Below are 14034 nucleotides of genomic sequence, written 5' to 3'. Positions count from 1 at the left end.
ATGGGCTTTCGCTTGTCGAAGATTTACACCCGCACCGGCGACAAAGGCGAAACCGGTCTGGGCGACGGCCGCCGCGTGCCCAAGGACCATCCACGAATAGAGGCCATAGGCGAGGTCGATACGCTCAACAGTCAGGTGGGTGTGTTACTGGCCGGACTGGCCGCGCAAAGCGCCGAGCATCCGGGGTTGAAAGAAGTGGTCGAGGTATTGGCGCCCTGTCAGCACCGACTGTTTGACCTTGGCGGCGAACTGGCAATGCCGGAGTATCAAGCGTTGAATGCCGCAGAAATTGAACGCCTGGAAGCGGCGATCGATGTGTGGAACGAGGAGCTGGGGCCGCTGGAGAATTTCATTCTGCCGGGCGGTTCGATGCTGATTGCCCAGGCTCACGTCTGCCGCAGCCTGGCTCGCAGTGCCGAGCGCCGCTGCCAGCACTTGAACGCGCTTGAACCGCTGGCCGGAGTGGGGCTCGCATACATCAATCGATTGTCGGATTTGCTGTTTGTGATGGCGCGGGTGATTGCTCGGCGTCAGGGGGTTGCGGAGATTCTTTGGCAGCCCGCGGCGAAACCTGAAGTTTAGTCGTCGCCTATTAGGCCCTCTTCGCGGGCAAGCCCGCGAAGAGGTCGGCAGCATCACTGCATAATCAAGCCTCAGGCCAAAACGCCCGAATCCCGGCCACACCTTGCGCACCCGCCGCCCAAGCCTTCTGAACCTCCGCAGGCCCAACGCCACCGAGCAGGAACACCGGTTTGCTGAAACCGTCGATCAAGGTCGAGGCCTGTTCCCAACCCAGCGGTTGGGCGCCCGGATGAGTGAGGGTCGGCTGCACCGGCGACAGGGTCACGAAGTCCACGCCCATCTCTTCGGCCAGCGCCAGTTCTTCGGCGTTATGGCAGGACGCCGCCAACCAGCGCGACGCCGGCAACGGACGACCGGCCGCTGCGTATTTGCGCAGCTGCGCCGAGGTAATGTGCCAACCGGCGGAAGGGAAATCTCCCAGCCATTCGAATGGGCCCTTGATCATCAATTGCGCCTTGCCGGCGCACAGTCCCACCGCGTCCACAGCCAGATCACGATACTTGGGGTCGTAACCGTTCGGTGCGCGCAGCTGGATCAGCTTGATGCCGCCCGCGATGGCTTTCTGGATCCCCCTCAACAAGGCCGGGGTTTCCAGATCCTCCGGGGTGATCAGGTATTGCTCGGGCAAACGGGCAGCGGCGACGATAGGTCGATTGGCCTCAGGAAACTCGTAATTCGAGAGCTCACGGGCGGTCACCCAGGCCAAAGGCTGACCTTCGGCACCATGAGGTTCGCCGGTGAACGCCGAGACTTCCCAGACATCCAGCAATACTTGCTTGTCCGGATAGTCGTGTTGAACCTTGATCAGCGGTCGCGCGACGTCGACGACAATGCCCAGTTCTTCGTGAAGCTCGCGACCAAGAGCCGTTTCAACGGACTCGCCAGCTTCGACCTTGCCACCAGGGAATTCCCACAGCCCCCCCTGATGCTGGGTGTCGGCACGGCGAGCGATGAGAATCTTGCCGCTGCTATCACGGATAACGGCGGCGGCTACGTGTACTCGTTTCACCGCTTGATTTCCTCCAGTCCGGCCTTCTGCCAGGCCTTGAAGGCTGGCCATTGGTAGATGGTTTGAACATAGGCTTCGTCAGCTGCGGACAGCTTCACCTGATAGGTGCACAGGCGCACGGCGATGGGCGCAAAAAACGCGTCGGCCAGGGTGGCCCGACCAAACAGGTACGGCCCGCTTTCCGTCGCGGCTGCGCGGCACTCGGCCCACAACGCGGACATGCGTTCAATGTCCGCCTGCACGTCGGCCGGAACCGGCGACAGCGGCGCATCACGGCTCAGGTCGAATGGCATGTTGCCGCGCATGGCGAAGAACCCGGCATGCATCTGTGCGCACGCCGAACGCGCCTGAGCACGGGCGGCGACGTCCTTGGGCCAAAGATCGGCATCCGGGAACTGTTCTGCCAGGTACTCGGCAATCGCCAGCGAATCGGCAATGGTGCCGTGTTCGGTTTTGAGCAGGGGTACTTTGCCGGTCGGCGAATGCTTGAGCAGCCGATCGCGGGTGTCCGGCTGGTTGAGCTTGATCAGCTCCTCGGTATAGGGGGCACCGGTCAGGTCGAGAGCCAGGGCGCCGCGCAGGGACCAGGAGGAAAGCAGTTTGTCGCCAATGATCAGGTGAAGGCTCATGTTCGGGACCTTTTGATGAAGGGGACAGGCCAGTCTAGCCAGTGACTGGCAGGCCGCCATCGCTAGCAGGCTAGCTCCCACAGTTGTTCGGGTTTACACAAATCCGATGTGGACGCTAGCCTGCTCGCGATGGGGTCGACGCGATCTTAAGTACGGTACTCGGCGTTGATCTTCACGTACTCATGCGACAGGTCGGTGGTCCAGATGGTTTCGCTGCAATCGCCACGTCCCAGTTCGATACGGATGGTGATCTCTTCCTGCTGCATCACCGCCGCGCCCTGGGCTTCGGTGTAAGTCGCGGCGCGCGCGCCACGGCTGGCGATGCACACGTCGCCGAGGAACACGTCGATCTTGCTCACGTCCAGATTCGGTACACCCGCGCGGCCAACGGCGGCGAGGATACGACCCCAGTTCGGATCGGAAGCAAACAATGCAGTCTTGATCAGCGGCGAGTGGGCCACGGTGTAACCAACGTCCAGGCACTCCTGGTGATTAGCGCCGCCGTTGACTTCAACGGTGACGAACTTGGTCGCGCCTTCACCGTCGCGCACGATCGCCTGGGCCACTTCCATGCACACTTCGAACACGGCTTGTTTCAACTTGGCGAACAACTCGCCTTCAGCGCGTGTGATTTCCGGCAGCGCGGCCTGACCAGTGGCGATCAGCATGCAGCAGTCGTTGGTCGAAGTGTCGCCATCGATGGTGATACGGTTGAACGACTTGTTGGCGCCGTCCAGCAACAGGTTTTGCAACACATCGCGGGAGACTTTGGCGTCGGTGGCGATGTAGCCCAGCATGGTCGCCATGTTCGGGCGGATCATGCCCGCGCCTTTGCTGATGCCGGTGACGGTGATGGTCACGCCGTCATGCTGGAACTGACGGCTGGCACCCTTGGGCAGGGTATCGGTGGTCATGATGCCGGTGGCAGCGGCTTCCCAGTTATTGACCGACAGGTCGTCGAGGGCGGCTTGCAGCGCGCCTTCGATTTTCTCGACCGGCAGTGGCTCGCCGATCACACCGGTGGAGTACGGCAGCACCAGGCTGGCATCCACACCTGCCAGCTCGGCCAGTTTGGCACACGTGCGCGCGGCGGCGGCAAGGCCGGGTTCGCCGGTACCGGCGTTGGCATTGCCGGTGTTGGTCAACAGGTAGCGTACCGGGCCTTGCACGCGCTGCTTGGCCAGGATCACCGGTGCCGCGCAAAAGGCGTTGAGGGTGAACACGCCGGCGACGGTCGAACCTTCGGCACAGCGCATGACCACAACATCCTTGCGCCCCGGGCGCTTGATACCGGCCGAGGCAATACCGAGTTCAAAACCGGCAACCGGGTGCAACGTTGGCAAAGGACCAAGACCAACAGCCATGAATGCGCTCCTTATAGATGATGTGTGCACCGCTTCAGGAAGAGCGGTGGTGTAAATGGCAAAACGCCGCGACGGCAGGAGCCGGTCGCGGCGCGGGTATTTCAGCGTTTGAAACGGGGTTACTGAATCTGCCCGTGGCAATGCTTGAATTTCTTGCCCGAACCGCAGTAGCACAGCTCGTTACGGCCCAGCTTCTGCTCACTGCGCACCGGTGCGGTGGCCAGGGCCACATCGACCTCCTCACCCAACGCTTCCGGCTGCTCCAGACCTGGTGCTTCTTCATGCAGGAACTGCATGCGCGCCGCCAGTGCTTCAGCCTCTTGACGCAAACGGGCTTCTTCTTCGGCCGGATCTTCGCGACGAACCTGAACGTGGGACAGCACACGGATCGAATCGCGCTTGATCGAATCGAGCAGTTCGGAGAACAGCGTGAACGACTCGCGCTTGTACTCCTGTTTCGGGTTCTTCTGGGCATAGCCACGCAGGTGGATACCGTGACGCAGGTGATCCATGGTCGACAGGTGGTCTTTCCACAGGTCGTCCAGCACGCGCAGAACGATTTGCTTCTCGAAAGTACGCAGCGCCTCGGCGCCCGCCTGGTCTTCTTTCTCGTTGTACGCCGCCACGAGTTCCTGCATCAGCTTCTCGCGCAGGGTTTCTTCGTACAGGTGATCGTCTTCGTCGAGCCATTGCTGGATCGGCAGCGCCACGCCGAAGTCGCTCTGCAAGGCGGCTTCCAGACCGGCCACGTCCCACTGCTCCGGCAGCGATTGCGGTGGAATGTGCGCGCTGACGGTGGCGTTGAGCACGTCCTGACGGAAGTCGGCGATGGTTTCACCGATGTTGTCGGCGGCCAGCAACGTGTTACGCATGTGATAGATCACTTTACGCTGTTCGTTGTTGACGTCGTCGAACTCGAGCAGTTGCTTGCGAATATCGAAGTTGCGACCTTCAACCTTGCGCTGCGCCTTTTCGATGGCGTTGGTCACCATGCGGTGCTCGATCGCTTCGCCAGGCTGCATGCCCAGGGCTTTCATGAAGTTTTTCACCCGGTCAGAGGCGAAGATGCGCATCAGGCTGTCTTCCAGAGACAGGTAGAAACGGCTGGAACCGGCATCCCCCTGACGACCGGCACGACCACGCAACTGGTTGTCGATACGGCGCGATTCGTGACGCTCGGACGCGATCACCTGCAAACCGCCCGACTCGAGCACTTGCTGGTGACGCTTCTGCCAGTCGGCCTTGATCTGGGCAATCTGCTCAGGGGTCGGGTCTTCCAGCGAAGCCACTTCCACTTCCCAGTTGCCGCCCAACAGGATGTCGGTACCACGACCGGCCATGTTGGTGGCGATGGTCAGTGCGCCTGGGCGACCGGCCTGGGCGATGATCTCGGCTTCTTTTTCGTGGAACTTGGCGTTCAGGACCTTGTGTTCGATGCCTTCCTTCACGAGCAGGCTGGACATGTGCTCGGACGTTTCGATGGTCGCAGTACCCACCAGCACCGGACGACCGGCAGCCATGCTTTCCTTGATGTCGGCGACGATTGCCGCGTATTTCTCGTCGGCGGTCAGGAACACCAGGTCGTTGTAATCCTTACGGGCCAACGGCTTGTTCGGTGGAATGACCATGACCTGGAGGCCATAGATCTGGTGGAATTCGAACGCTTCGGTGTCGGCCGTACCGGTCATGCCGGACAGTTTGCTGTACAGACGGAAGTAGTTCTGGAACGTGGTCGACGCCAGGGTCTGGCTTTCGGCCTGAATGTTGAGGTTTTCCTTGGCTTCGATGGCCTGGTGCAGACCCTCGGACAAACGACGGCCCGGCATGGTACGACCGGTGTGTTCGTCGACCAGGACAACCTGGCCATCCTGCACGATGTATTCGATGTTGCGATGGAACAGTTTGTGCGCACGCAGACCGGCATACACGTGAGTCAACAGGCTCAGGTTGTGCGCCGAGTACAGGCTCTCGCCTTCAGCCAGAAGGCCGATGCGGGTGAGGGTTTCTTCGACGTACTGGTGACCGGCTTCGTTGAGCTCTACCTGGCGGGTCTTCTCGTCAACGGTGTAGTGACCGGCCTTGGTGACTTCGCCTTCGACTTCCTCGACATGCAACTCCAGCTGCGGGATCAACTTGTTGATCTCGATGTACAGCCTGGAGCTGTCCTCGGCCTGACCGGAAATGATCAGCGGCGTACGGGCTTCGTCGATGAGGATGGAGTCGACTTCGTCGATCACGGCAAAATTGAGTTCACGCTGGAATTTTTCTTCCATGCTGAACGCCATGTTGTCGCGCAGGTAATCGAAACCGAATTCGTTGTTGGTGCCGTAGGTAATGTCGGCGGCGTAGGCGGCGCGCTTCTCTTCCGGCGGCTGGAACGGCGTGACCACGCCGACCGTCAGGCCGAGGAATTCATAAAGCGGGCGCATCCAGTTGGCGTCGCGGCGAGCCAGGTAGTCGTTCACCGTCACAACGTGCACGCCCTTGCCTGACAATGCGTTGAGGTAAACGCCCAGTGTCGCCACCAGGGTCTTGCCTTCACCGGTGCGCATCTCGGCGATCTTGCCTTCATGCAAGGTCATGCCGCCGATCAGCTGGACGTCGAAGTGGCGCATACCCATGACGCGCTTACCGGCTTCGCGGGCGACCGCAAAGGCTTCTGGCAGCAGCTTGTCGAGGGTTTCCCCTTTGGCGATGCGGGCCTTGAACTCATCTGTCTTGGCACGCAATTGATCGTCCGAAAGGGCCACCATTTGCTCTTCGAAGGCATTGACGAGTTGCACCGTCTTGAGCATGCGTTTGACTTCACGCTCGTTCTTGCTTCCAAAAAGTTTCTTTAACAAAGGCGCAAACATATCGGCAGGATCTTCCACACTAAAGGGATGGAGGGCGGCCCCGTGAGTCGCCCGTGCAGCCCTCATGGCCGCATGCGAACGAGCATTCTACCCGGAAACGATGGTGAGGAAAGTGGCGTTATTCCACGATGCTGGCACAGCGCTGTGACGGGGCTCACTTAAAATAGGGGCAAATGGCTGAACTTCAAGCCATAGGCGACAGAAGTTACTTGTTGATTTAATGGGCAAACCCTGCATAAAAGCAATGGGGCAGGTGCATCCGGTGCTTTCTGCTACCATGGCGGCTCTGTTACTTCAGGTGTCTGATCATGGCATTTCGCCCTCTTACGGCCAGAGCACCCGCCGTCCTGCTTCGCGAAGCCAAACCGCTCAAGGCCATCCTCGGCCACGCTCAACGCCTTGGACATCTGCAGCGGCTGCTGGAAAGCCAACTGCAACCGGCCGCCCGCGAGCATTGTCATGTAGCGTCGTGGCGCGAAGGCAGTTTGTTGCTGATTGTCACCGACGGTCATTGGGCCACTCGACTGCGTTATCAACAAAAGCGCCTGCAGCGGCAATTGCAGATGTTCGACGAGTTCACCAACCTCACGCGAATCCTGTTCAAGGTGCAACCACCTACGGTTCAGCAAGGTGCCGCCGGGCATACCATGGATTTGTCCAACGATGCCGCCGCCACCATTCAGGCGACAGCCGACGGCATCAGCGACCCGAACCTGCGGGCCGCGCTGGAACGATTGGCGGCGCACGCCAGGCCCAAGGGTTGATAAAAAACCAATGTGGGAGCGAGCCCGCTCCCACCGTTTTTACGCGCTGACTCAAATCAGCGGCGTTTGCTGCCGCCTAATAATGATCCCATCAACCCGCGCACCAGTTGCCGTCCCAACTGGTTCGCCGCCTGGCGCATCGCCGACTTCAGCGCCTGCCCTGCCGCCGTGCCGAGGAATTCGCCGGCCTGTTCGGTGAAGCTTGGCTCTTGCGGAGCCGGCTTGCCGGGTACAGCTTCAGGCGCCAGGCCTTTGCGCCCCATTAGCACTTCATAAGCCGATTCGCGATCGATCGGTTTGTCATATCGCCCCTGCAATGGCGAGCTGGCAATCAATGCCGCGCGCTCGGCTTCACTCAGCGGCCCGATCCGCGATTGCGGTGGTGCCACCATCACCCGCTGGACCATCTCCGGCGTGCCCTTGTCCTGCAAGGTGCCGACCAGCGCCTCGCCGATCCCGAGCTCGGTCAGCACCGACAGGGCATCGAACGCCGGGTTCGGCCGGAAGCCCTCGGCCACCGCCCGCAAGGATTTCTGCTCCTTGGCGGTGAATGCGCGCAAGCCGTGCTGGATGCGCAAACCCAACTGCGCCAGTACGTCATCCGGCAGGTCACCCGGCGATTGGGTGACGAAATACACGCCGACACCTTTCGAGCGAATCAGCCGCACCACTTGTTCCAGACGATCCTGCAATGCCTTGGGCGTACCGGCGAACAACAAGTGTGCCTCGTCGAAGAACAGCGCGAGCAGCGGTTTATCCGCATCGCCGCGCTCCGGCAATTGCTCGAACAATTCAGCCAACAGCCACAACAGGAAAGTCGCATAAACCTTCGGCGCTTCATGAACCAGACGACTGGCATCGAGCAAATGAATACGTCCGCGCCCATCGGCACCCGGTTGCAGAATATCTTCGAGTTTCAGCGCCGGTTCGCCGAACAGCGCTTCGGCGCCCTGCTGTTCCAGGATCGCCAGGCGCCGCAACAGCGCCTGACTGGACCCGGTGGTCATCAACGCCGCGTCGTCGCCGAGCAACGCCGGATTGTCCTTGAGGTGATTGAGCAGCGCCTTCAAGTCTTTCAGGTCCAGCAGCAACAGGCCTTCGCGGTCCGCGACCTTGAAGGCGGCGTACAGCGCCGACTGCTGGCTATCCGTCAATTCGAGCAAACTGCCCAACAACAGCGGCCCCATTTCGCTCAAGGTCGTGCGCAATGGATGACCGGACTGACCGTGAACATCCCACAGCGTTACCGGATAAGCCTGAGGCTTGTGGTTCAGCCAGGGCATGCCGGCGATCCGCTCGGCGATTTTGCCCTGGGGATTGCCGGCGGCGCCCAAGCCACACAGGTCGCCTTTGATATCGGCGGCGAATACCGCTACACCGGCGTCACTGAAGGCTTCGGCCATGCGTTGCAAGGTAACGGTCTTGCCTGTCCCGGTGGCGCCCGCGATCAAACCGTGGCGATTGGCCAGGCGCATGGCCTGGGTGATCGGCTGCCCCGCGGGATCGGCGCCGATAACGATTTGCAATGACTCAGACATTTGGTCACCCATGGTTAATCTTTGGTCCTACACGGCCGATAGAAATAACTACAAAGCACACAGACACAATCTGTAAGAAATTTCTCTAAGGAGCGGCGGAAATATCACTTGCTTTGAACCTTGCACATTTTGCGTCTCTTTATAAAAGCACGCGCTGTACATTAAGACCTTAGCGGACCCCTAAGTCATGAACAAAAATCTGCGTTTCAGCCATAAAATCCTGCTTGCCGCCGCGCTCGTCGTCATTACTGCCTTCGCCTCATTCACGCTGTACAACGACTACTTACAGCGCAACGCCATTCGAAGGGACCTGGGCAATAATCTGCAGGAGATGGGCAGGGTCACTGCCAACAACATCCAGACCTGGCTGGCCGGTCGCAGCTTGTTGATCGAAAACCTGTCGCAAACCGTCGCTCTGAACCCTGATACCGGCAACGTTTCCAATCTGCTTGTGCAGAAAGCGGTGACGTCGACGTTCATGGGCGCCTATCTGGGCAACAAGGATGGTTCTTTCATGATCCGTCCGGACAGCAAGATGCCCGATGGCTATGACCCGCGCGCTCGCCCCTGGTACAAAAGTGCGCAAAGCGCGAATGGCCCTGCATTGACTGAACCGTATATTGATCTGGCCTCTGGCCAACTGGTGATTTCCATCGTCGACAGTGTGATCAAGGACGGACAAAACATCGGTGTCGTCGGCGGCGACTTGAGTTTGCAAGTGATCGCCGACACGCTTAACGCGCTGGACTTCGGCGGCATGGGCTACGCCTTTCTGGTCAGCTCGGACGGCAAGATCCTGGTCCACCCCGACAAATCGATGGTGATGAAATCGCTCAAGGATGTTTACCCGCAGGAGACGCCTGCCATCAGCAGCGACCTGAGCGAAATCCAGGTCGATGGCAAAACCCGCATCATGACCTTCACCCCGATCAAAGGATTATCGTCGGTGAACTGGTACATCGGTTTATCCGTGGACAAGGACAAAGCCTTTTCCACGCTCAGCGAGTTCCGCGCCTCGGCAGTCGTTGCCACCGTCATTGCCGTGGCGATCATCATCGCCCTGCTGGGCATGCTGATCCGCATCCTGATCCAGCCGTTGCACGTCATGACTCGCGCCATGGCCGATATTGCCGACGGCGAAGGTGACCTGACCAAACGCCTGACCATTGTGAACCACGATGAGTTCGGCATCCTTGGCACCGCTTTCAACCGCTTTGTAGAGCGCATTCACGGTTCGATCCGCGAAGTGTGTTCGGCCAGCGGGCAGGTCAACGAAGTCGCGTTGCGGGTCGTCGCGGCCTCGAACTCCTCGATGTACAACTCCGACCAGCAGGCTTCACGCACCAACAGTGTGGCGGCAGCCATCAATCAGCTCGGCGCCGCCGCCCAGGAGATCGCCCGCAACGCCGCGCAAGCATCGACCCAGGCCAGCGATGCCCGCAGCCTGGCCGAAGACGGCCAGCACGTGGTCGATCGCAGCATTGCCGCGATGAATCAGCTATCGAGCATGCTCAGCGCCTCCAGCAGCAATATCGAGTCGCTCAACAGCAAAACCGTGAACATCGGGCAGATTCTCGAAGTGATCACCAGCATCTCCCAGCAAACCAACCTGCTGGCCCTCAACGCCGCCATCGAAGCCGCACGAGCGGGTGAAGCCGGACGCGGGTTTGCCGTGGTCGCCGACGAAGTTCGCAACCTGGCGCACCGCACCCAGGAGTCGGCGCAACAGGTACAGACCATGATCGAGGAGCTGCAAGTTGGCGCGCGCGAATCGGTCAGTACCATGAGCGACAGCCAGCGCCACAGTCAGGACAGCGTGGACATCGCCAACCTGGCGGGCGAACGCCTGAGCAGCGTGACCCAGCGCATCGGCGAAATCGACGGCATGAACCAGTCGGTGGCCACGGCGACCGAAGAGCAGACGGCCGTGGTCGAGTCGATCAACGTCGACATCACCGAAATCAACACCCTCAATCAAGAAGGTGTGGAAAACCTGCAAGCGACCTTGCGTGCCTGTGCCGATCTGGAACAGCAGGCGGCGCGACTGCAGCACCTGGTGGGCAGTTTCCGAATCTAGCGTCTGATCCCCCCTTATGGCGAGGGAGCAATCTCCCTCGCCATAACATCGCCGTTACCTCCGTCCTCGCCCACAAATCCGCAACCGAACAACTATTCTTCATTAAGGTCAACCAAGGGAGAGCAACGGACCGGAGGGATGTTGATCGTGCACATCGCTGACATAACCATGTTCTACGCCCCCGCCAGCGGTGGCGTGCGCACTTATCTGGATGCCAAACACCGTCGCCTGTGCAATCGGCCGGGTATCCGCCACAGTTTGTTGATTCCTGGGGCCTCTTTTAGCGAACGTGATGGCATTTACACCGTTCCAGCGCCCGCCCTGCCCTTCGGCAAGGGTTATCGTTTCCCTCTCCGTCTCGCGCCCTGGCGCAATGTCCTGCAGGATTTGCAACCGGACCTGATCGAGGTTGGCGACCCTTACCTCACCGCCTGGGCCGCCCTGGATGCCCGACGGCAACTGGACGTGCCGGTCATTGGTTTTTACCACTCGGACCTGCCGCTGCTGATCAGCAACCGGATGGGCAATTGGGTCACCCCCAACATCGAGGCTTATGTCAGGAAGCTCTACGGCAATTTCGACCGAGTGCTGGCGCCCAGTCGGGTCATGGCTGAAAAACTGACAGGCCTGGGGGTGAAGAACGTTTTCGTGCAGCCTTTGGGCGTCGACTTGCAGACCTTCCACCCCGACGCCTGTGATCCGGGGCTGCGAGCCGAACTGGGCATTGATGAAAACACCCATCTGCTGATCTTTGCCGGGCGCGGTTCCAAAGAAAAAAACCTGCCTGTGCTGCTTGAGTGCATGAAGCGCCTGGGCCGGCGCTATCACTTGCTGCTGGTGGGCTCTTCGATGCCGGCTGCGGTGCCGGATAATGTCACTGTCGTCGACGAATTCTGCCCCGCCGCGCAAGTCGCCCGCCTGATGGCCAGTGCCGATGCGCTGCTGCATGCCGGTGATCAGGAGACCTTTGGCCTGGTGATCCTCGAAGCCATGGCCAGCGGAATTCCGGTGGTGGCCGCGGCGGCCGGGGCCTTTGAGGAAATTGTCACCCGTCAATGCGGCTTGCTCTGTACGCCCAACGATCCGCAAGCGATGGCCAATGCGGTGCACGAACTGTTCAATCAGGGCTGCGCCGCCCTTGGCCAACAAGCGCGGCGCCATGTCGAACGACATTACTCTTGGGACACCGTGGTCAATAGCCTGCTCGGTCACTATCACGCCGTGCTCGGCAGCCAATGGCCGCAGGTGGCCAATGGCTGAGCCCATCGCACCGCCCAGCCTGTTGTTGGTGCTGCACGACGTCGCACCACACACCTGGGCCGATTATCAGCCCTTTGTCGAAGCCGTCGATGCATTGGGCAACGTGCCGATGACCTGGCTGGTGGTGCCGAACTTCCACAAACACTATGAGCTTCAGGCGCATCCGGGATTCCGTCGCCTGCTCAGCGGAAGACTCGCTCGCGGTGATGAGCTGGCGTTGCACGGTTATTTCCATTGCGACGACGGACCTGTGATGAGCAATCCCCGAGACTGGTTCATGCGCCGCGTCTACACCCACGAAGGCGAGTTCTACAGCCTGACCCGGGAAGCGGCCCTCACCCGCCTGCACGCCGGCATCGAAATGTTTCAGCGTTACCGTTGGCCACTGCATGGCTTCGTCGCTCCGGCGTGGCTGATGAGCGAAGGGACGCGCCAGGCCCTGGGTCAATTGCCGCTGAGTTACACCAGCGACCCGCAACACCTCTATCGACTGCCGGATTTTGCCGTCATCGATGCCCCGGGACTGGTCTGGAGTGCGCGCAGTGCCTGGCGCCGGGGAATATCGAAGCTGGTCAGTGATCAACGCGAACAACGCTGGCGACAAGCACCGGTGATTCGACTCGGCCTGCACCCGGTGGACATGCGCCATGAGTTCTCGCGAAGCTACTGGCTGCAAACCCTCAAGCGCCTGATCGCCGAGGGTCGAGTACCGATGACCAAGGCAGACTGGCTGGCACGACACTGCGAGCGCATGGGTCGTGCCGCATGAGTCGCGGCTTTCTGGCGTTCCTCGGCCTGCTCGCGGCGGTGCTGATCCCTTGGCTATTGGGCGGAAGCGAGACCTGGTCGCGATTGCAGAGTTTTCCGTTGAGCGAATTGTTGATCATGTTCGGCATGATCCTGTTGTGCTGGCTGATCAATACGCTGCGTTTGCGCCTGTTGCTGGGAGATCAACGCGATAAGGTGAGCCCGGTCAAAAGCCTCGGGGTGGTGATGGCCGCCGAATTTGCCTACTGCGCCACGCCGGGCGGCAGCGGCGGGCCACTGACGATCATGGCGCTGCTGGCTCGCAACGGCGTGCGGCCAGCGAGAGGCAGCGCGGTGTTCGCCATGGACCAGCTCAGTGACTTGCTGTTCTTTCTCTGCGCGCTGAGCGGGATTCTGATTTATGCCCTGTTCCAGCACTTGAGCCAGCGCATGGAATGGTTGCTGACCGTCAGCGCGATCTCGATGTTCGGCGGATTGATCAGTTGCATCGTCGTGGCTCGCTATCATCGCGGGCTGATTCGCCTGACCGGCCGGTTGCTGGCTCGTCTCAATGTCAAAGCCAGCACCCGGGTTCGCTGGGCCCGCAAGCTCCTGCATTTCCTTGCAGCCTTTACCGACACCCTGAAGCTGCCCTTTCAGACATTGATCACGGTGTTTGCCCTGACCTGCCTGCATTGGGTCTTGCGTTACAGCGTGTTGTACCTGGCACTGCGCGGGCTCGGCGCGGACTTGCAGTGGGCCTGGAGTTTTCTGATCCAGATGCTGTCATTGAGTGCAGGGCAATTCAGTCTGTTGCCGGGGGGCGCGGGGGCGGCGGAATTGACATCGGCGGCGCTGTTGGCGCCCATGGTGGGGAAATCCACGGCAGCAGCGGCGATCCTGATCTGGCGGGCGGTGACTTACTACTTTTATCTGTTGGTGGGTGGCCCGGTATTTCTATTGATGCTTGGCCGACCCTTGCTCAAGAAGCTGATGAACTTCAAGCAGGCTTAGGCGGTTTTTCGGGCCGCTCCTGCAATTGCTCCCACAATTGGGCCGCGCCGGGAAACTCCGTGCCGTCCTCCGGGCTCATGTCATCCGGGTCATAACGACTCAAACAGCCTTCCCCCAGCGTGGCGGGTGCCCTGGAAGTGGCTTTATCCAGTGGATCGGCCATAGACATATCCTCAGTGTAGAAACGGCGAAGGG

General features: G+C 60.4%; 12 protein-coding genes and 1 pseudogene. 7 read left to right on the top strand and 6 right to left on the bottom strand.

Features of this window, described 5'->3' with window-relative positions; genetic code table 11:
- Entirely contained in the window at positions 1-582 is a 582-nt protein-coding gene (locus ACX3YD_RS05305) for a cob(I)yrinic acid a,c-diamide adenosyltransferase (protein WP_103403967.1), read from the top strand.
- Between the two features lie 64 nt (positions 583-646).
- Here ACX3YD_RS05305 and ACX3YD_RS05300 read toward each other — a convergent pair whose 3' ends face one another.
- The 4 genes from ACX3YD_RS05300 to secA form a co-directional block, all read right to left on the bottom strand.
- Positions 647-1591 (bottom strand): Nudix family hydrolase, encoded by a 945-nt coding sequence (locus tag ACX3YD_RS05300; RefSeq protein WP_458959414.1) that lies wholly within the window; start codon positions 1589-1591, stop codon positions 647-649.
- Entirely contained in the window at positions 1588-2220 is a 633-nt protein-coding gene (locus ACX3YD_RS05295) for a glutathione S-transferase family protein (protein ID WP_458959413.1), read from the bottom strand. The genes ACX3YD_RS05300 and ACX3YD_RS05295 overlap by 4 nt, the downstream gene beginning before the upstream one ends.
- Positions 2221-2366: 146 nt before the next feature.
- Positions 2367-3584 carry a bifunctional glutamate N-acetyltransferase/amino-acid acetyltransferase ArgJ gene (argJ, locus tag ACX3YD_RS05290; RefSeq protein WP_103403964.1) on the bottom strand — a complete coding sequence of 406 codons (1218 nt, stop codon included), beginning with the start codon at positions 3582-3584 and terminating at the stop codon, positions 2367-2369.
- Positions 3585-3703: 119 nt separating this feature from the next.
- On the bottom strand, positions 3704-6439 hold the full coding sequence (gene secA, locus ACX3YD_RS05285; protein WP_047532533.1) for a preprotein translocase subunit SecA: 2736 nt from the start codon (positions 6437-6439) through the stop codon (positions 3704-3706).
- 308 nt (positions 6440-6747) lie between these two features.
- Here secA and ACX3YD_RS05280 point away from each other — a divergent pair, with 308 nt between their 5' ends.
- A complete protein-coding gene (locus ACX3YD_RS05280; RefSeq protein WP_047532534.1) occupies positions 6748-7203 on the top strand; it encodes a DUF721 domain-containing protein in 456 nt (151 codons plus the stop codon).
- Positions 7204-7259: 56 nt separating this feature from the next.
- Here ACX3YD_RS05280 and ACX3YD_RS05275 read toward each other — a convergent pair whose 3' ends face one another.
- Positions 7260-8741, bottom strand: a complete 1482-nt coding sequence (locus tag ACX3YD_RS05275) for a helicase HerA-like domain-containing protein (protein WP_458959412.1) — start codon at positions 8739-8741, stop codon at positions 7260-7262.
- A 187-nt stretch (positions 8742-8928) separates the two neighbouring features.
- Here ACX3YD_RS05275 and ACX3YD_RS05270 point away from each other — a divergent pair.
- The 5 genes and pseudogenes from ACX3YD_RS05270 to ACX3YD_RS05250 form a co-directional block, all read left to right on the top strand.
- Positions 8929-9960 (top strand): annotated as a pseudogene (locus ACX3YD_RS05270) (HAMP domain-containing protein); the annotation flags it as partial.
- 93 nt (positions 9961-10053) lie between these two features.
- Positions 10054-10818, top strand: a complete 765-nt coding sequence (locus ACX3YD_RS05265; RefSeq protein WP_371919898.1) for a methyl-accepting chemotaxis protein — start codon at positions 10054-10056, stop codon at positions 10816-10818.
- 138 nt (positions 10819-10956) lie between these two features.
- Positions 10957-12078 carry a glycosyltransferase family 4 protein gene (locus ACX3YD_RS05260; RefSeq protein ID WP_458959411.1) on the top strand — a complete coding sequence of 374 codons (1122 nt, stop codon included), beginning with the start codon at positions 10957-10959 and terminating at the stop codon, positions 12076-12078.
- Positions 12071-12847, top strand: coding sequence for a DUF2334 domain-containing protein (locus tag ACX3YD_RS05255; protein WP_458959410.1), 777 nt, complete (start codon positions 12071-12073; stop codon positions 12845-12847). Before ACX3YD_RS05260 ends, ACX3YD_RS05255 begins: the two co-directional genes overlap by 8 nt.
- Complete coding sequence (locus ACX3YD_RS05250; RefSeq protein WP_458959409.1) at positions 12844-13839, top strand: lysylphosphatidylglycerol synthase transmembrane domain-containing protein; 996 nt, start codon at positions 12844-12846, stop codon at positions 13837-13839. Before ACX3YD_RS05255 ends, ACX3YD_RS05250 begins: the two co-directional genes overlap by 4 nt.
- Here the strand turns inward: ACX3YD_RS05250 and ACX3YD_RS05245 are convergent.
- Entirely contained in the window at positions 13826-14002 is a 177-nt protein-coding gene (locus ACX3YD_RS05245) for a hypothetical protein (RefSeq protein ID WP_458959408.1), read from the bottom strand. The two genes, ACX3YD_RS05250 and ACX3YD_RS05245, sit on opposite strands and share 14 nt — an antisense overlap.
- Between the last annotated feature and the right edge of the window lie 32 nt (positions 14003-14034).

Source organism: Pseudomonas fluorescens group sp. PF-1 (assembly GCF_054481335.1).
This window is presented reverse-complemented; position numbering and strand designations above follow the sequence as displayed.

Bases quoted from the DNA above. Each gene is read 5' to 3' on its own strand.
- ACX3YD_RS05305 (WP_103403967.1), top strand. From the start codon at position 1: ATGGGCTTTCGCTTGTCGAAGATTTACACCCGCACCGGCGACAAAGGC.
- ACX3YD_RS05295 (WP_458959413.1), bottom strand. From the start codon at position 2,220: ATGAGCCTTCACCTGATCATTGGCGACAAACTGCTTTCCTCCTGGTCC.
- argJ (WP_103403964.1), bottom strand. From the start codon at position 3,584: ATGGCTGTTGGTCTTGGTCCTTTGCCAACGTTGCACCCGGTTGCCGGT.
- secA (WP_047532533.1), bottom strand. From the start codon at position 6,439: ATGTTTGCGCCTTTGTTAAAGAAACTTTTTGGAAGCAAGAACGAGCGT.
- ACX3YD_RS05280 (WP_047532534.1), top strand. From the start codon at position 6,748: ATGGCATTTCGCCCTCTTACGGCCAGAGCACCCGCCGTCCTGCTTCGC.
- ACX3YD_RS05275 (WP_458959412.1), bottom strand. From the start codon at position 8,741: ATGTCTGAGTCATTGCAAATCGTTATCGGCGCCGATCCCGCGGGGCAG.
- ACX3YD_RS05265 (WP_371919898.1), top strand. From the start codon at position 10,054: ATGTACAACTCCGACCAGCAGGCTTCACGCACCAACAGTGTGGCGGCA.
- ACX3YD_RS05260 (WP_458959411.1), top strand. From the start codon at position 10,957: ATGTTGATCGTGCACATCGCTGACATAACCATGTTCTACGCCCCCGCC.
- ACX3YD_RS05255 (WP_458959410.1), top strand. From the start codon at position 12,071: ATGGCTGAGCCCATCGCACCGCCCAGCCTGTTGTTGGTGCTGCACGAC.
- ACX3YD_RS05250 (WP_458959409.1), top strand. From the start codon at position 12,844: ATGAGTCGCGGCTTTCTGGCGTTCCTCGGCCTGCTCGCGGCGGTGCTG.
- ACX3YD_RS05245 (WP_458959408.1), bottom strand. From the start codon at position 14,002: ATGGCCGATCCACTGGATAAAGCCACTTCCAGGGCACCCGCCACGCTG.